We start from the raw sequence: 17,114 nt of genomic DNA on the forward strand, positions 1-17,114 counted from the left end.
GCGGTATTCTCTAATCCCCGAATCACTTGACCCCGGTGAGTTCACCCTCTCACGGTGGCAATCAGTTGGAGATGTCCTCATCAGTAGCATCTAATCGCTCACGGCGACGTCTATACTCCTCCTCGTCAATTTCGCCCCTGGCATAGCGGTTCTGGAGCGTTTTTCTGGCTGAGTCGTCGGTAGTCGATTGAGGAGATTTTTGGTTTCCAAGCCAGTAGAGCCCGCCACCGAGAACGCCCAGCATTCCGAGTACGCCACCAACAGCTGGTAGCCCTCCAACTCCACCTCCGTTGCGGCCACTCATCATTCCAGAACCACCTCGTCCCATCATTCCACCACCAGTATTCCCGCTTCCATCGCTGCTTGAGCCGTAGGCGACTGTACCCTGGTCAACAATCGCCTCACTCGATGGGACCTCTCCATCCGGGATTGAATCCTCCTCTGCCGGTCCGCCAGGACTGCCAACTACGATCCGTCCGACCATCCCAATCGACTTGTGCGGGATGCAGTAGTAATCATACGTCCCTGGCGTTTCGAACGTATATTCGAAGCTCCCGTCTGAGATCGTCCCACTATCGAAGGCGGAAGCGCCCTCCGGAATACGATCTGCGTACGCCGTAGCGGAATGTGCCCCCGCTGCGAGTTCAAATTGAACGGTTGTCCCGGGATCAACACGTAGGCCGATTGGGTCGAAGTAATTGTTTCCCATCTCCACGATGGGCGTCTCCTGTGCGTTCGCTGACTGAGCAAAGCCGGTGCTGGCGACTGCGCTGGCACCGACAATGCCTAAGAATTGACGTCGGCTGTGATGTGTCATGTTGTCTGGATCATTCTTCGGTGGGTAGCTACGCGCGATACTGGTGCGAAGACTTCGGACGTGACTCACTCCGAACTTGTCGTTTGTTCCCATTACTACTCATAACCATATGCTGAATCGAGCACACCATTTCGATGTAACGGAACGATGCTGCCGAACGGTTGGTTTCGATACCCTCGAGTCGATCCGCAGGTGTTCAAACGGGTGAAACGCGGTTTGGGTAGTGGTCACTCTGATTGTTCGAGCTTTTCTCGTCGGGCTTCGAACTCTTCGTCCGTGAGATCGCCACGAGCGTACGCCAGACGTAACTCTTCCATCGCGGGATTATGAGACGTCTGTGTCTCGCTCATCCGCCGGAAGATGAGATATCCACCGCCCAGAAGCGCAAGGAGGAAGATGACCGGGACGAGCATCCCGATGAGGGGCCACCAACCACCTGTGGTACCGTACTGGCCCATCATTCCTCCGTATCCCATCATCCCACCGAACCCCATACCCATTGTGAGCAAGGGAAGGAGGATGAACGCTCCGAGGACGATGAGCAGTATCGTCGTCGTATCCAGTTGATCCGATGATGCCATCAGAGATCAGGCCTCCGATGCGGATCCGAACTCGTCAGTTACGGCTGCCAGTACGCGGTCGAATCGTTCGCTGACCTCGGTCGCGACGGAGTCAAGCGCGTCGTTATCAGCGATCCCGACTAACTGTTCCGGGTCGACCGCACTCACCACGATGACGCCGTCATCGTTCTCGTAGACGATGACGTTACAGGGCAAGAGCGCACCGAGTTCAGTTTCTACACTCAACCCTTCGTATGCCAGCGGAGGATTGCACGCACCGAGGATGCGATACTGGCGGAACTCCTCACCGAGTTTCTCCTTGAGCGTCGCCTGAATGTCGATGTCACAGAGAACACCGAATCCCTCGTCTTTGAGCGCGGCATTCGTTGCGTCGACGACATCGTCGAACTCTCCATCAATCTTGGTTTGTATTGTGTAACTCATGTAATACTGTATCCTGTTTACGCACTTAAGCGTTCGGTCCCGTCGCCCCAACTGGCAGACGAGAATTTTTTCTCGACGATGCTCCTTCTATTTCGGTCATGGGCACTACTCGAGTTGCTTTCGTCGACGTTCGAACTCTTCATCGGAGAGTTCACCGCGAGCGTAACGCTCACGAAGAACCGAAAGCGGCCGACTATCACTCCTCTCAGAATCTCTGTTGAGGAGTGAGTAGACGAGATAGAGCGGGACGACGATTAGGAGCCCCATCCAAAGGAAGCTCCAGAGGCCCATTCCACCGCTGAAGACCCCCCAACCGCCGCTACCCATCATACCGCCGCCGTAGCCTCCACCACCGTGAGCCGCTGCGGTGCCCGTTGCTACAATCAACAGCGGAACCGCTAGTATTGCGATTCGACGAGTCGTCCGCCCGAGAGTGTTGGTGTAGTGTGTCATTGTGATCGTTGAGTCAGTAAGTCGAATATCTATCGTGTCAGACGAGGATCCGAACAGGGATCGTTAGCAGCCGTACCCCTGTCCGTTCATCCCCGTCGCGGTGTGATTGTCGTCCGCCATATCTTGGGCCATCTCGTCGACGGTCACGCCCATGTGCGCTTCCATCTCGTCAACGGCATTCGGGCCCATGTAGTCGGTCATGTGACCTTCCATCCAGGCCGCCCAGTCTGCTGCACTACCATCGGCTGGCGTCCCTTCAGCTGCCGTCTCGTTCCCCTGGATCGGTTCGTCACCGTGTGCGCTAACTACCGGGGCGGCAAACGCGAGTCCGACAATCGCGAGCACCACGAGCAGCCATCGTCCGAGGTTTCGGTTGGTCATTGTTTTTCGCCTCAAGTAGTCATACGGTGGGTTCGGAGTTATCTTCGTGGGAGTGAACTCAAACAGGAGAGCGTTCAAGAACGTCTATAACGCCATCTAAACGTTTTCTACTGACGGGATCGTTCATACCTGCCGAATTCGAAAGGATCAGAGGAATGGTGAGAGCAAAGGGGATCCGTCGAGACTGTTCACCTCATTGCGGCGATCCAGACAATAACCACGGTTCAGGCGGCGAGGGAGGCTCGGGTATTGCTGACCACGAACGAGATGGATCAGTTCCCTCGGAACTGGTGATACTGCCTCGTGAGTGCCTGACGATGGTAGAGGATTCCAATTGTCATGAGGAACAGAACGGTCGCAATTTCGTAGCCATACGCACCAAGCAATAACATCGTTGAAGAACCACTCAGTCCGCCTGCAAGTAGTACGGCAAACAACGGGCTAACGCAGGCAGGGCACGCCACAATCCCGACTATTCCTCCGACTGCCGACTGCGAGAAATCAAGCAATGCATCATAGACGAGATACGCCAGCGCGAACAGGCCAACCGCTTGGTAAGGAATGAGCGAGACCGTGATCAGGTCACCTGTATAGACGAAGACCGGACTCCATCCCAAAGATCGACCCCACGTTATTCCGAAGCCGCTTGGTCCAGTGAGCTGCCCGAAATGAGAGGTGCTCGGTCCAAGTAATCCTGAAAAATAAAACATCACGATGAGATATAGAGCAACGACAAGTGCGGCACCAATACGATACACTCGACGTTTCGTTACAGGTCGAGTGTGCCAGATCACCCAGACTGAGGCGGTGAACCAAATAAATGGAAGGACGAAATGGGTCCACCGGCTCCCCATATCTCCTGTGAAATATGCGTACACCAACCCGGCGATCAACTGTGCGGCGAGGAGGAGATTGAGCCACGTGCTTGACTTGAGAACCCGGCTAATGCGATCAGTTTCGAGTGTTGCTTGTGACATGATGGGTAGTGTTAGTATGAATTTCTACGTCTGTTAGTTCTGCAGGTCATCACTCGGATACACGCGGTAGGTTCGACCCTGTCGTTCCCGATACAGCAGCCCGCGCTCCTCGAGTGAACTCACGGTCTGGCTCACTTTACTCTTTGAGAACTCAGATCGATCCCGAAGTTCGATCTGCGTGATTCCAGGCGAGTTCAGGACGGGTTCAAGGACGCGTCGTTCATCATCCGGTAAGAGATCGAGAACGCGCGCTTGCGGATCCGATTCAGGATTGATAGGCGTCGCCGGCGAGGCGTCATCGTCTATCGATGTAGGCGTTGCCTCCGATACCTGATCGGGGTCGATGTGATCCGCTGAGTCGGTTGTCGAATCGATGAGATTCCCTCGAACCACGTAATAGATGCCACCGATACTGCCTGCGACCAGAAGGGTTCCAACCACGTACCAGAGAGGATCTGGACCGTGAATCGCCCCCATAGACGAGTCCATCATCGGCCCCATCGACTGCTCGATAGCGCGACGCTGTTGATAGGCCCGCCAACTGAGTAGTCCGCCAGCCAAGAGGACGAACCCAAGGAGCACACCAACGACGGTATCCGCTGGACGTTGGTTCATATGACATCCCCTTGTTTCGATATCTGACTGCTCATACAATCAATTTTGGCGCGACAGGTGTGACAATTGCGGATTGAAGGTGCGATGATGAAGTGCTTCACAGCGGATGAACCACAGTACATCTATCAGTGATCGTGATCGTGGTTTGTTATCTGCGGGCTTTGATCAGCAAATTCCGTGGGCTCTTCCTCGAATGCCCGCTTACAGGTCTTCGAGCAAAAATAGTACGTCATCCCATCATTGGACGCACTCGGCCCCTCATCGTCGGTCCGCATGCCACACACCGGATCACGATACTGACCTGGTGCGCCGATTCCACGTCGGTAGACATACAGGAGGAACCCGGAGAGCGCGAAGGCGATAATATTGAGGTAGAACGTGTAGTTGAGCTCGAAGTACGTCTGTTCGGTCGCCGTCTCGCCACCGGCCAGATCTGGTACGATGCCGAGGGCGTCGAACAGCAACTCCATGAGGAAGCCAGTGAACGCCATCGTCACGAAGAAGACGCCAAGGATGTACAGCATGATCTTCCAGCCGTAGTACTTCCGGTAGACGTTCAGCACGGGCACGGTGATGAGGTCGGCGTAGACGAACGCGATGATCCCGGCGAAGCTGACGCCACCGCCCCACAGCGCGACGGCGAACGGGACGTTGCCCATACTGCCGACGAAACTGAGGACGGCGATGATGACGCCCATGACGGCGTTCTCGGCAGTCACGAGCAGGCCGTCGCCCTGAATGAACAGCGTGTTCCACACCCACTGCGGGACGAAGACGATGACGAACCCAGAAATAAGGAAGCCGGCGACGATGTCTTTCCAGATCATCGACCACTCCTTGCGGTACTGATTCCCGACCTTGTACCAGCCACCCCACGACAGCAACTCGTCACGCCACCCGCCGCTACTCGACGTCTCCTGGCGATAGGTCTCCATACAGCCCTCCGAGCAGAATTTGAGCGTCTCACCGCCGTCGGTCGTGAGCGTGTACTCGTCTTTCCCCTCCATCCCGCAGGTGGGATCTTCCGTGACGCCCGCCTGGCGGTCGCGCTCGTTGAGCTTCTCGCGGACTTCGTTAAACAGGTTTTCGGGAAGCGTAAGGTGGACGATGGCGGCCATGACGGCGATGAGAATCAGGCCGCCGAGCAGTTCCGCGACGAGGAACTCCCAGCCAAGCAGGATGAGAATCATCAGCCCTAGTTCGACGATGAGGTTCGTCGACGCGAACATGAACGCGAGGAAGTTCACCGCGTGCGCCCCCTTCTTGAACAGGCCCTTCCCGATGGCGACGGCGCCGAAGCTACAGCCACTGCTTGCTGCTCCGAACACAGTCGCCTTGGTAAGTCCAGTTAGATCGCCCTCACCCAGCACCTGTGCCATCCGCTCCTTCGAGACGTAGACCTGGACCAGACTCGTAATCGTGAGGCCCATGATGATCGCCCACGCCGCCGTCCAGAGAAATCCGACACCGATACGAAGGGATTCAAGAACTCCGTCGATTATCGTCGCCTGCATAGGTGTATCATTGTAGGGATCATCTATTGCGGTTTTGATTAGAATATACTGCCTATGAGGGTATCAGTACTATGGCATCGTAACCGTCGGCCATAGATGATCTATCGTAAAGAGGGGAAAACATTGCAAACCTCCACAAGCTCCACGGAATCCGACTTCAGATTCAAAAGGGGAATCTGATTAAATCACGCCGACGTATTAGAGGCTAATGGGACCAGTAGAGACCGATGATATCCCAAATGAGGGGAACACCACCTGGAAGAACAGCCTTCGCCGGCCTGCTCGGTTGTCCAGTACGGTAACTGTCACATCCACTTCCTAATTTACGATGGCTGTCGATCTGGCAATCCATGATGCACTCGTTCTCACAGCCGACGAGCGGAACCGCCTGTACGAGCGCGGCACAGTATGCATCACCGATGGCTGTATCGAAGAAGTCCGACCATCACGTGCAGGAGACGGAGAATTAGAAGCGTCCACCGTTATCGACGGGAACGGGAAACTGGTGATGCCGGGGTTGGTGAACGCCCACACGCACTTGGAGATGACACCGCTCATCGGTGCGTTTAGCGAACTCGAGCTGACGGAGATGCTTGGGAGTGGGACGGCCTTGTTTAACAGATTAGGGAACGGCGAATTCGAGTACCTCGTCGAGGCAGGCGTCGAGCTCGCAGCGCTCAATTTCCTCTTGGGCGGTGTCACGACCGTGAACTCGATGGACGCACGGCCTGCCGCAGGTGCAGAGGCGTTCGGGGAAGCAGGGCTCCGCGGATTTTTCGGCCCGGCGATCTCGGACCTCTTCTGGGACCAACCAGTCGATCAGCAGTTCTCCCGTGCTCGCGAGTTCGTCGAAACGTACCACGACACGTACGAGGGCCGAATCAGGGCGACGATCTGCCCGCACGACGACTGGTCGTGTACCAGGCAGCTGTGGGAACGGACCGCGTCCCTCGCCGCAGAGTACCCGGACCTGCTCGTCCACACGCACTTGCTCGAACTCGAGGAGAGTAACACGATGGCACGAGCGAACGGTGGCGAGGACTCGGTGGGATTGCTCGACGACGTTGGACTCCTGGACGACCGACTGGTCGCTGCTCACTTCCGCCTCGCCGACGAAGAGGACATCCAGCGAACCGCCGAGGCGGACGCGGCTGTTGCGCACTGCCCGTCCGTCTTCTGTTACTGGAATCCGGACGGGGAGACGCAGTGGACGCCCGTTCCCGAGCTTCGAGCCGCCGGCGTCGACGTCGGAGTAGGGATTGACGACCACTACTGGCACGACTCGTACAGCATGTTCGGTGAAGCGCGGCAAGCTCGGCTGGCGGCAAATCTCAAGCGTTCAGCCGGGCAGTTCGACTCGATGGAACTGATACGAATGCTCACTATTGAAGGCGCACGCGCGCTGGGGATGGGCGACGAGATCGGCAGTATTGAAGCGGGAAAGCGCGCGGATATTATCCTCCTCGACGTCGACAAACCGAAGTTCACGCCACGGACCAATATTCCTGCACAGGTCGTGAACAACGCGGTGCCGGCCGACGTCGAGACAGTGATCGTTGACGGCGACGTCGTCCTCCGGAATGGTGTGCCCGAGACAATGGACTCGGACGACGTGCGACAGCGAGTAAATCAGGCTGTCGAACGCTTCATGGACGAGACAGGCTGGGAGTTAGACATTGGTGGTAGTGAACCGCCGACCAGCATCGAGACTGTACGGGACCTCCCAAAGCGTGGCCCTGCGCGACTCCTGACTCGCCTCGCGATGCAATCCGCGCGTGATCGGTTCTCCTTCTAAGACCCTGCCAGCGTAGGGGTGGTTCCCCCTCAGGAATTTCTGTGGGCGCGAACGAACGCACGTCGCAGGACGGTCAGAAGAACGTACGTCTCGTACTTCTGGGTCTGGCAGTGCTCGCAGGGCTGCATATCCTCGACGATCTCCTCAATAGCGTCGTCGTACTCGTCGGTGAGCGTAGTGAGCGCGTCCGTGATCTGGGGCTGGGCAGCGTCGATCATCTCCTCGACGGCGGCGTCGGCCGAATCTGGTAGTGAGTACGAGAGGACGATCGTGTTCGCGTGGTAGTACTTCGTCGTCCCACCACGCCCCTCCTCGAAGCGAACGACGTCGACGAGGCCCGCATCCCGGAGCTCGTTGATGTGATGGCGGACCGTGTTCTCCGTCCGGTCGATGCCGCGATCGTCGAGGCGTTCGTGGACCTCGGTCGCAGTTAGGGCTTCCTCGGACAGAATGTCGAGGACCATCGCCCGCATCGGCTCGTCGATGGCGTCCGAAATCCGAGTGTCTCGCACCGCGATGTCGTCGAGACGGTGGTCGGTATCGGAATCACTCATACGAGGACTGAGCGCGAGCACGCGGGAAAAGGTAGCGGGGCAGGAGTCGGGTAGGTGTCTGTCGAGGTATCCAGTACAGGATGGACCCGCGATAGCGAAAGCCCTAGACGACCCGTTTGACTGTTCCAACGACTCGTATCCGAATTCAAACATATCATATAAAAAATACTTATTGAGGTACGGGCACTATCTCAAACTGTAATGAGCGACACAACCCAATTCCGCGTCCTCGACTTCGACTGCCCGACCTGCGCGAGTACCGTCGAACGCGCCCTGTCGAACGTCGACGGCGTCCAGCACGTCGAAGTCCACTACGCGACCGGCCGCGTCGAGATCGAGTACGACGACAGCGTCGCTGACCCCGACGCCTTCGCAGAGACCATCGAAAACCAGGGGTACACTCCCCAGCCCGCCTAACACTATGAACAAACAATCGATCACGCAGTACTACCGGAACCACCGGAAGGCCATCGTCACGGCGACAAGCGGCCTGCTGTACGGCGGTGGCTGGAGTCTCGGCTACCTCACGAGTTTCGAGATGGCAAGCGCCGCCATCCTCGTCCTCGCGACAGTCGTGGGTGGCTACGACATCGCCAAGACCGCTTACCACGAGGTCACCAACCGGACGCTCGGCATCAAGACGCTGGTGACGCTGGCCGCCATCGGTGCTATCGTCATCGGGGAGTACTGGGAAGCCGCCGCCGTCGTCTTCCTGTTCAGCCTTGGCAGCTACCTCGAAGGCCGGACGATGCGGAAGACCCGGACGGCACTTCAGGAGCTACTGGAGATGACGCCCGACACGGCGACCGTCCGTCGCGACGGGACACTCCAAAAGGTCTCCGCCCGCGATGTCGAAGAGGGCGAAGTCGTCGTCGTAAAGCCGGGCGGGAAGATCCCGGTCGACGGAACCGTCGTCGACGGCGAGAGCGCAGTCAACCAGGCGCCGGTCACCGGCGAGAGCGCGCCCGTCCACAAGGCCGACAGCGACGAGGTGTACGCCGGGACGGTCAACCAGGAGGGCGCGCTAGAAATCCGGACGACGGGAGCGGGATCGGATACGACTCTCGAACGGATCATCCGTCGCGTCGAGGAGGCCCAGGAGGCTCAGTCGCCCACGGAGAGTCTCATCGACCGGTTCGCGAAGTACTACACGCCGGCCGTCATTGCCCTGGCTATCGGCGCGTACGCGGTCACGCAGAACGCGATCCTGTCGCTGACGCTGCTGGTCATCGGCTGTCCGGGCGCGCTGGTCATCGGGCCACCGGTCAGCATCGTCTCGGCCATCGGTAACGCCGCCCGGTCGGGCGTGCTGATGAAGGGCGGCGAACACCTCGAACGCGCCGGCAAGATCGATCTCGTCGCCTTCGACAAGACGGGGACGCTCACGAAGGGCGAGACCACCGTCTCCGGTATCGAGGGGTTCGGCGTCGCCGCCGCCGACGTCCTCTCGCTCGCAGCGACCGCCGAGAAGAAGAGCGAACACCACCTCGCGGACGCCATCGTCGACATGGCCCGCGAACGCCAGACGGCTGCGACGGACGGTGGAGCGACGGTCGCCCAAGCGGACGATACGGACGTGGGGCGCAGGTCGGTCCCCGATCCCGACGACTTCGACGTGGTCGCCGGCAAGGGCGTCATCGCCCATGCCGATGGCCAGGAAGTCGTCGTCGGCAACCGCGCGCTGCTGGACGACCGCGACGTCGATGTCCCCGATCGGGTCGCCGACTACGTCCGCGAGCGTGAGGGGCGCGGCGAGACAGTCGTCCACGTCGTTCGGGACGGGGACATCATCGGCGCGATTGCGATGCGGGACGAGCTCCGGGAGGCCGCTCCTGGGGTCGTCGCGGCGCTCCAAGACGCTGGCATCGAGACGGTGATGCTCACCGGCGACAACGAGCGGACGGCCGCTGCCGTTGCCGAGGAGGTCGGTATCGACGAGTACCGTGCCGAACTCCTCCCCGAGGACAAGCAGTCCGTCATCGAGGGCTACCAGGCCGACGGCCACGTCGTCGCGATGGTCGGCGACGGCATCAACGACGCGCCATCGCTGGCCACTGCCGATGTCGGCATCGCGATGGGTGCTGCGGGAACGGACACCGCTATCGAAACGGCTGACATGGCGTTGATGGCCGACGACCTCGAACGCATCCCGTACGCGGTCAAACTCAGCAAGGCGACGCGCTGGAACGTCCTCGAGAACGTCGGGCTCGCGGTGCTGACCGTGACCGTCCTCCTCGCGGGCGTGCTCACCAGCTACGTCACCCTCGCGTCGGGAATGCTGGTCCACGAGGCCAGCGTCCTCCTCGTCATCCTCAACGGGATGCGACTGCTCCGCTACTGACCACGAGACACGATCACAACCACAACTCATGACATCGAATTCGACTGCGACTGACACGACCCAGACGAGAACCAATTGGCAGGTCGACTACGACGCCGACCCGATCGAAATCCGCGACCCCGTCGCGGAGGCCCTCGGCGTCCTCGAACCGGGCGAGCCGTTCGTCGTCACCTACCGGGACGCGGTGAAAGAAGCCGGACACTCCTGTCCGACAGCCTCGGGTGCCTATCGGATCGTCCAGCTCGGGCTCGACGCCCTGTATCCCGACGACTATCCAGTCCGGAGCGAAATCGAGGTCCAGACGGCCGGCCCGCAGGACGATGCCGCGTACGGCGTGATGAGCCGCATCATCTCGTACGTGACTGGCGCGACCGGCGATGACGGATTCAGCGGGCTCGCCGGCGGCTATGGCGGCCGCCGCGACCTCCTGCGCTTCGACGCGTTCGACCCGGACACGGCGGACCCGACGTTCCGGTTCCGGCGAACCGACACGGACGAGACCGTCGAAGTGACCTACCACGTCAGCGACGTTCCTGACGGTGGACCCGCAATCGGGAACCTCCAAGGGATTCTCGACGAATCGGCAACTGACCAGCAACGAGAGGCTTTCGCTGACGCCTGGCACCGCCGGGTACAGGTCGTCCTCAGCGACGACTCGCTGTTCACCGTCGACGCGGTGTGAACGCGACGGTCTACCCCTCTCACTCGAAATAAGTTACTGCGGTACACTATCGATCTCCTCAAGGGCCTCAGTAGCGACATCACCTAACTCACCAGCCTCGATATGCGAGTACCGCTCACGAACCATCTCCTCAGAATTATCGAGATATCGGGCCGCCACAGTATATCCGAATGCCCGGACCAGAACCTCGCCCATGCCACGACGGCCACCGTGCGGAGCAAGATAATCGTGTTTCGGATGGTCGATGTCGATCTCCGCGGCCTCCGAGAGTCGTTGGAGAATCGACCGTGCGCCGTCCGTCGTGATCGACGGCGGCCGAATGTCCACATCGAGCGCCAGCAGCAGGTCGCGAGCGTACTCCGCACGGCGTTCAATGATTGCTTCTGGGCGTTCCCCTCGTTCGGCGAGGTTTTCCCGGACGAGCCCTGCGAGCGTCCGTTGGTCGAACGTCGGAAACACCGGCCAGCGCTCCGTTGGTGGGTCCATCAACTGGCGATAGCTTCGCAACGGCGAGATCACCGGATCGGGAAGGCTCGCGGCATCCCATTGCTGTTTCTTCCGGTAGACGTCCATACTCCCGTCGTCGACGGAGAGGTCCTCCCAGCGGACGCCGCGCCGGCGCGGGTCGTTCGGATCGCGGAGGAGTTCGCCAACGCGGACGGCGGTGTACGCGAGGACAAACACCAGCGCCCGGTCACGAGCCGCCTTCAACGCCGCGTAGCGTGCTCGCTGCTTGTCGAGGGGATCAGTATCCTCCGGGAGTGTCGTGTACGCCTCGACGGCGTCGCGGGCCCGTTCGTCGACGTGACGGGTGAGGGCGTGGCGCTGTTCGGACGTCCAGGCCTGCTGGTCGCCGGGCTTGCGACCGTCGTCCTCCGGCAGCGGCGCCATCGCACTCGCTCGCTGCGCGTAGTGGGCCTCAAGATATCCCTCGTTGACGCACCAGCCACACCACGCAGAGATATAGCGGTAATAGGTTTGTACTGTGTTCTGCTTGAGTCCCCGATCTCCACCGAGATGTCGGGCGTACTCCCGGAACACGCGTTCGTCGAGATCGTCGAAGGTCGGCTCGCGGCCGACGTCGTCGGCGATCCCGGTCCAGTCGTCGGCGCCGCGGTCGCCGGCGGCCCACTCGGCGAACCGTTCGAGCTCGCGTGCAGCGTTACGTCGATAGTTCCCACCGCCGCCGCCCCGGCCTTTCCCCTTGTCTTGGAGGTAGCGCTCGAAGCTGTCGTCGAGCGGCGTCGAAAGCGCTCGGTCAGGCATTCACCGGCCCTCCACCGTCCTGCAGCCCCGGTCTCGGGTCCTCTACCCTGGGGGAAGCGTCGTCGTGAGGCGGTTGCAGCATTCGTGCTTCACCGACGGCGCCGGGGTACTTCAAAGTGGTCGTGATTACCGGCGTAATCAGGACCATCGAGTACAGAAATCTCATAACCATTTTTCCGATGATAGAAGGGTTCTATCCCCTGAAATTCGGATTTGACCAACGGTATAAACCATATACCGATATACTAAAACCGCGACCGCCGTTCGGACCCGGTTCTGAGAATAATCGCAAGACTGCAAGCAGATAGCTTGCTACACAATCTGCATAATGTACAATGCGCACAAAATTTGAATGGTGAGGAAAATCAGCCAAATCCAATGTTAGTCGTTCGTAGCTTGCTCGCTCAGCATCTCAACAACTTCCTGAACACGTTCCTCATCGGCTTCGATACCACGCTCCCGGAGGATCTGGAGGGCAACCTCATCACCGTGGTCCGCAATTACCCGGAGACACGCATCTTGAAACTCTCTTCCCTCAAACTCGGGAACATCAAACATAGAACACGCAGCAGTTACCGATGATCGCATCCGGGTGACGCCATCCCACGTGTCCTCCCGGACATAGAAGCCGTGCATATCGGTCTCATCAAAGGAGAAGGCCGGTCCACCGGTGGATTCGTCCACATCCTCCTCATCCTGCTCAGGAATGGACTCAGTCTCCGACTCTGTGTCCTCAGTAGTTATCTCTTCATCCGGTTGCGGTTCATCCTGGGCGTCAGTACGTTCGTCGTCATCCGATTCGGCTCCTTCCTCCGTTTGTTTGAGCTGTTCAGCGACGTCCCCGAAACGGTCGTCCTCATTAGGCATGGCTGTGTTCCTCCACGAGGTCCGCTAAGTGATCGAAATTCGGGATCTGGTCGCAATCTTCGTCGAACTCCGAGACCGGCATTCCTTGCTTGAACGCGCGAGAAATCGCGGTCCGTTCGCGAATCCCTGGCTTCGGAATACTATCGATGGTGCGTTCCGAATCATCGAGGGCATCGAAGATCTCCGGGTCCACACGAGCGTACTCGGGGACGAATGAACCGAACTCCCGGTTGAGATTTTCAACGAGAGTCCGATGCTCGTTGCGTTGTCCCATTGTTTCGCGAATCATATTCGGAGTGACTGCGAGGATATCCAACCCGATATTCTGCCGGATTGGGGAGATCTGGCGTTCAATCATCTTATTGAGGCCGTTGATCGAGCCAGCACGCGGGATTAGCGGGATTATGACGCGCTGGACGGCGATGAGGGCATTGTCGGAGAGTTTCCCACGGCCGCCTGCGGCATCAATTATCACGTAGTCGTATCCGTTTTGAATGAGCGGATCGACGACGTTCCGTCGAAGCTTCACGTCTGCGAACCGTTCGTCCTTCAGCCTCGTCTCGACGTTCTCGAGCTCGTTACTCGACGGGAGTAGGTGAACGCCGAAGTCCGTCTCGATAAGCAGGTCTTCGGGGTCCTCACCATCGATAAGGGCGTCACCGAGGTTCGCATCTCGGTCGTACGCATCGTCGTATCCCAACTGGGTCGTCATGTGCCCGTCCTTATCCAGATCCAATAGTACCGTCTCATGGCCACGAGCAGCGAGTCGATCAGCGATGTTGAGCGCGATCGTGGATTTCCCTACCCCTCCCTTGAGCAACGAGACAGCTGCTCCGGGGAGCCCTTCAAACTCGTCAGCACTCATAGCTCAGCACCCCGTAAGAAGCGGATTTTGTACATTTTGTAGGTAATGTACATTGGGTAGATGTTGAAGGTTGCGCGAGTTTTGTCGATAATGTACGTTTTGCACTGGTCATACGCGGTCAATGATGCTCGTCCATCTTAATTCTGTGCCAGACAGATTGCGTACGCCATCTACACAATCTACATTTTGTACATTACGTAGATTGTTGGCACAATCTCAATTGGCATAATCACCGTCGACCCTACGCAATCTACATAATTTAGATAATCAGCATTTCATACGCATTCATCACAATCTTTGCCACCCACACGAACCAATTGAAGAAGCCCAATTTACATTATCTACATTATCCACATTATGCAGATTGGCTATGAGATCTACATTCTTCAGTCATTCAATGGGAGAGTCCCGAGTGATAGAACTCAGACAGAGCCGTTCTACCCCGTCTTCTAGTAAGACCTTTAGCTGTTACCGGATTATTGGTAACTACCAGATGTATGAGGTTCTCGACGACACGGCGGCACAGACTATCCTCGCCATCGAGAGTGGTGACTCCATCCGCCGTGTCGCCCAACACCTCCACACGCCCTACGAGACAGTGAGACAGGCCGTCAATCGGCTGGAAGAGGCAGGCTACGTTTCCTATGATGACGGCCTCACTGTAGTCGACGAGCGCGTACGCGACGCAGCGCTCGAGCTCGTCGCTGCCAGCGCTGGCGTCAGTCCACCCTCCATCGAGGAAACATACGTCATCCCACAATTCGGTGACTGGCCGTTCGCGTTCACGCGGATCGACGCCGTCTACGTGTGGACTCAGGGCGGCTACCAAGTCGGTCGCGAGCCCAACGACTATCCACTGTTCCTGGCTGTTCGTGAGCAGGACGTCGACGCCTGGGAGGGGTTCTTCGAGTCCTTCGACCTCCCGACCGCATTCGAACGACAGCCCCGAGACGAGCTTAGCGGACCGCTACAAATGGTCCTCGAGCCACGCGCGTCACTCGATATCGAGCACGTCGAAGGGTACCCGGTGATACCGAGAGCAGAGACGATCGAGTACATGCGCGAGAACTACGCCCAGTTCCAGTCGGCGCTGGCGATGCTCGACCGGATGTACGAGGACCTTGACCTCGGCGTCACGTATCGAGAGACCGAACGGGCGCAGCCATGAGCTTCAACAACCGAAGTGACGCGCTCATCGAACTGCTCGAGGAGCTCACCAAAGAGGGCCACGAGTACGTTCTTGTTGGCGGCTACGCTGTCTCAGCATTCAATGCTCGCTTCTCCACGGACCTCGATATCGTCGTCGCGCCGGATTCCAAAGCTGACTTCGTCGAGTTCCTCGAACAGCGGGGATTCGAGAAAACGGACAGCCACGCCAAAGAATGGTTCTACGACACCGAAGTAATCGAGTACGAGAAGCGGCTCACGCCGCAGCAGCCGATCGGCTTCGATCTCCTGGTGAACGGACTCGCGTGTCGCCAGACGGAGGCACAGTGGTCGTTCGACTACCTGTACGACCACAGCCACCAACAGGAGGTGAGCGGAGGCACAGTGACGACGACAGCCAGAGTGATCGATGGGGCCGTCCTCGTGGCGGCAAAGCTCCACAGCGGCAGAGAAACGGACCTTCGGGACGTCCTGGCGGTCGCAGAAGAGAGCGACCTCAACGCTGTCACACCCCACCTGCGGCGAGGGGACGACGATGAGCTCCGGGAGCAACTTGAGCGTGGTCTGGAGATCTTGGAGAGTGACGAACTCAAACACGGATTTCGGAGTGACTTCGGGGCCTCAGCTGTCTCAGAAGAAACGGTCACCGCTCTCCAAGAGTATCTGTCTGCACAGATTGACTACCTGAGCTGAAGCGGTCGGGACCCCCTTGCTCGGAAGTGAAGATAGGGCCCTTCAGCGGTGCTTGCAGTCAGTCGAAAAATTGGAGGGGCGGTGTCAGTCGACCGTCGCTAACACGCGGACATCCGTAGCTGAGTGTCGTTCCCGTTCAGTACGAGCACCGTGCTCGCGGAGGAACTCATCAATACGGTCGGCAAGGGACTCCGCATCCTCCCTATCGACGTGGACGATCAGCGTCGGACGCTCCTCGTCGCTGTTCTCGATCACGAGCGAGACATCCTTGAATTCGTCCGGCTGTCTATACGCCTCGAACTCATCGGCGACCTGGTCGGCCAGGTCGTCGAGTACCTCAATCGGTTCCTTTGTCATAGATTGTATTTCGGCTTTGGAAGGTTGTGCCATCGTGAACGAACGGAGCGGGCGTAACGTGACTTTCAGAACCACCTCCATCAGACAAACTCGAACGGATCCTTCTCACACCGATGGTTTACCGAGAAGAAGACAGATCCACGAAGGGACAAGGGGTTAGAGTGCTCGCGGATCGCTATCGACGATGCTCGCAACACTGACTTCTGGTGGCCGTACGGAAGATGGTGAGATGCCCGAGAACGCGGGAGTTAGATGTGGAGCAGTAGCTCACAGGGCCTCACGAACGCTTGAGATCCTGGTTAGATTACCAGCCACTGGTTAGCGACGATATGAACCCGACGACGGCCAACACGTCAATCACACCCAACAACGCACCGATAGCAACCCATCCCATCACGAGACTATTCGCTGCACCAGAGAACGGCCCGGAGAAAATGTCTGCCGGGGCAACACCGATTATCATCGATAGAATGAGGGTGAATAACAGGTACGCAAAATTTCCGACGACAAGCCCAATAACCAATCCAACGGGGTCACCTCCACCTCTACTCATTACTTCACGTGATTCTATCCGCTAGTACAAAGCTATCGCTTAGTCGGGCTTTGAAATACGAGCGGCGTCAAAACAACGTTCGCTGCCCCTCTAAACTCGACCGTCATTGTGGATGACTCATCCGTCTTTAGTTAAGCCTCACACCTCGGTTGTGTAGCGGTAGCGAGCGTCTCTTGTAAGATTGGTCGTTGCTGGTGGATCTTTTGAGCGTCT

General features: G+C 58.4%; 20 protein-coding genes. 6 read left to right on the forward strand and 14 right to left on the reverse strand.

Annotated elements, in window-relative coordinates:
* Positions 1 to 61 precede the first annotated feature (61 nt).
* From J2744_RS14515 to J2744_RS14550, 8 genes are all read right to left on the reverse strand, one after another.
* Positions 62 to 910: a plastocyanin/azurin family copper-binding protein gene (locus tag J2744_RS14515; RefSeq protein WP_227262414.1), complete on the reverse strand. Its 849-nt coding sequence runs from the start codon at positions 908 to 910 to the stop codon at positions 62 to 64.
* 134 nt (positions 911 to 1,044) lie between these two features.
* Positions 1,045 to 1,398: an SHOCT domain-containing protein gene (locus J2744_RS14520; RefSeq protein WP_049983674.1), complete on the reverse strand. Its 354-nt coding sequence runs from the start codon at positions 1,396 to 1,398 to the stop codon at positions 1,045 to 1,047.
* Positions 1,399 to 1,404: 6 nt separating this feature from the next.
* Complete coding sequence (locus J2744_RS14525) at positions 1,405 to 1,821, reverse strand: DUF302 domain-containing protein (RefSeq protein ID WP_004048654.1); 417 nt, start codon at positions 1,819 to 1,821, stop codon at positions 1,405 to 1,407.
* Positions 1,822 to 1,926: 105 nt separating this feature from the next.
* Entirely contained in the window at positions 1,927 to 2,274 is a 348-nt protein-coding gene (locus J2744_RS14530) for an SHOCT domain-containing protein (protein ID WP_049986201.1), read from the reverse strand.
* A 63-nt stretch (positions 2,275 to 2,337) separates the two neighbouring features.
* Positions 2,338 to 2,655, reverse strand: coding sequence for a hypothetical protein (locus tag J2744_RS14535; RefSeq protein WP_004048656.1), 318 nt, complete (start codon positions 2,653 to 2,655; stop codon positions 2,338 to 2,340).
* A gap of 272 nt (positions 2,656 to 2,927) precedes the next feature.
* Positions 2,928 to 3,632, reverse strand: coding sequence for a DUF7546 family protein (locus tag J2744_RS14540; protein WP_123624180.1), 705 nt, complete (start codon positions 3,630 to 3,632; stop codon positions 2,928 to 2,930).
* Between the two features lie 33 nt (positions 3,633 to 3,665).
* On the reverse strand, positions 3,666 to 4,247 hold the full coding sequence (locus tag J2744_RS14545) for a helix-turn-helix transcriptional regulator (RefSeq protein WP_004048657.1): 582 nt from the start codon (positions 4,245 to 4,247) through the stop codon (positions 3,666 to 3,668).
* 125 nt (positions 4,248 to 4,372) lie between these two features.
* On the reverse strand, positions 4,373 to 5,761 hold the full coding sequence (locus J2744_RS14550; RefSeq protein ID WP_049986199.1) for a permease: 1,389 nt from the start codon (positions 5,759 to 5,761) through the stop codon (positions 4,373 to 4,375).
* Between the two features lie 328 nt (positions 5,762 to 6,089).
* Here J2744_RS14550 and J2744_RS14555 point away from each other — a divergent pair, with 328 nt between their 5' ends.
* Positions 6,090 to 7,556: an amidohydrolase family protein gene (locus J2744_RS14555; RefSeq protein WP_050051507.1), complete on the forward strand. Its 1,467-nt coding sequence runs from the start codon at positions 6,090 to 6,092 to the stop codon at positions 7,554 to 7,556.
* A 29-nt stretch (positions 7,557 to 7,585) separates the two neighbouring features.
* On the opposite strand, the gene J2744_RS14560 is transcribed toward J2744_RS14555, so the two are convergent.
* On the reverse strand, positions 7,586 to 8,110 hold the full coding sequence (locus J2744_RS14560) for an ArsR/SmtB family transcription factor (protein ID WP_004048660.1): 525 nt from the start codon (positions 8,108 to 8,110) through the stop codon (positions 7,586 to 7,588).
* A 201-nt stretch (positions 8,111 to 8,311) separates the two neighbouring features.
* Between J2744_RS14560 and J2744_RS14565 the strand changes: the two genes are divergently transcribed.
* Genes J2744_RS14565 through J2744_RS14575 form a run of 3 tightly spaced genes read left to right on the forward strand, consistent with a single transcriptional unit; the run spans position 8,312 to position 11,133 of the window.
* Positions 8,312 to 8,527: a heavy-metal-associated domain-containing protein gene (locus J2744_RS14565; protein WP_004594622.1), complete on the forward strand. Its 216-nt coding sequence runs from the start codon at positions 8,312 to 8,314 to the stop codon at positions 8,525 to 8,527.
* 4 nt (positions 8,528 to 8,531) lie between these two features.
* Positions 8,532 to 10,451 (forward strand): heavy metal translocating P-type ATPase, encoded by a 1,920-nt coding sequence (locus tag J2744_RS14570; RefSeq protein ID WP_004594624.1) that lies wholly within the window; start codon positions 8,532 to 8,534, stop codon positions 10,449 to 10,451.
* A gap of 28 nt (positions 10,452 to 10,479) precedes the next feature.
* On the forward strand, positions 10,480 to 11,133 hold the full coding sequence (locus tag J2744_RS14575; RefSeq protein WP_004594625.1) for a hypothetical protein: 654 nt from the start codon (positions 10,480 to 10,482) through the stop codon (positions 11,131 to 11,133).
* A gap of 33 nt (positions 11,134 to 11,166) precedes the next feature.
* On the opposite strand, the gene J2744_RS14580 is transcribed toward J2744_RS14575, so the two are convergent.
* The 3 genes from J2744_RS14580 to J2744_RS14590 form a co-directional block, all read right to left on the reverse strand.
* Positions 11,167 to 12,399: a tyrosine-type recombinase/integrase gene (locus tag J2744_RS14580; RefSeq protein ID WP_049987695.1), complete on the reverse strand. Its 1,233-nt coding sequence runs from the start codon at positions 12,397 to 12,399 to the stop codon at positions 11,167 to 11,169.
* A gap of 381 nt (positions 12,400 to 12,780) precedes the next feature.
* Entirely contained in the window at positions 12,781 to 13,266 is a 486-nt protein-coding gene (locus J2744_RS14585; protein WP_121513335.1) for a hypothetical protein, read from the reverse strand.
* Complete coding sequence (locus tag J2744_RS14590; RefSeq protein ID WP_128904668.1) at positions 13,259 to 14,131, reverse strand: ParA family protein; 873 nt, start codon at positions 14,129 to 14,131, stop codon at positions 13,259 to 13,261. Before J2744_RS14590 ends, J2744_RS14585 begins: the two co-directional genes overlap by 8 nt.
* A gap of 493 nt (positions 14,132 to 14,624) precedes the next feature.
* Between J2744_RS14590 and J2744_RS14595 the strand changes: the two genes are divergently transcribed.
* Both J2744_RS14595 and J2744_RS14600 read left to right on the forward strand, forming a co-directional pair.
* Complete coding sequence (locus tag J2744_RS14595) at positions 14,625 to 15,299, forward strand: helix-turn-helix domain-containing protein (protein WP_136689351.1); 675 nt, start codon at positions 14,625 to 14,627, stop codon at positions 15,297 to 15,299.
* Positions 15,296 to 15,991, forward strand: a complete 696-nt coding sequence (locus J2744_RS14600) for a nucleotidyltransferase family protein (protein WP_210113941.1) — start codon at positions 15,296 to 15,298, stop codon at positions 15,989 to 15,991. Before J2744_RS14595 ends, J2744_RS14600 begins: the two co-directional genes overlap by 4 nt.
* Before the next feature lie 84 nt (positions 15,992 to 16,075).
* Here J2744_RS14600 and J2744_RS14605 read toward each other — a convergent pair whose 3' ends face one another.
* Together J2744_RS14605 and J2744_RS14610 are read right to left on the reverse strand one after the other, a co-directional pair.
* Entirely contained in the window at positions 16,076 to 16,429 is a 354-nt protein-coding gene (locus J2744_RS14605) for a hypothetical protein (RefSeq protein WP_210113942.1), read from the reverse strand.
* Positions 16,430 to 16,652: 223 nt separating this feature from the next.
* Entirely contained in the window at positions 16,653 to 16,901 is a 249-nt protein-coding gene (locus J2744_RS14610) for a hypothetical protein (protein ID WP_210113943.1), read from the reverse strand.
* Between the last annotated feature and the right edge of the window lie 213 nt (positions 16,902 to 17,114).

Origin of the sequence: Halorubrum trapanicum (genome assembly GCF_017873555.1) — an archaeon.
Classification (GTDB): Archaea; Halobacteriota; Halobacteria; order Halobacteriales; family Haloferacaceae; genus Halorubrum; species Halorubrum trapanicum.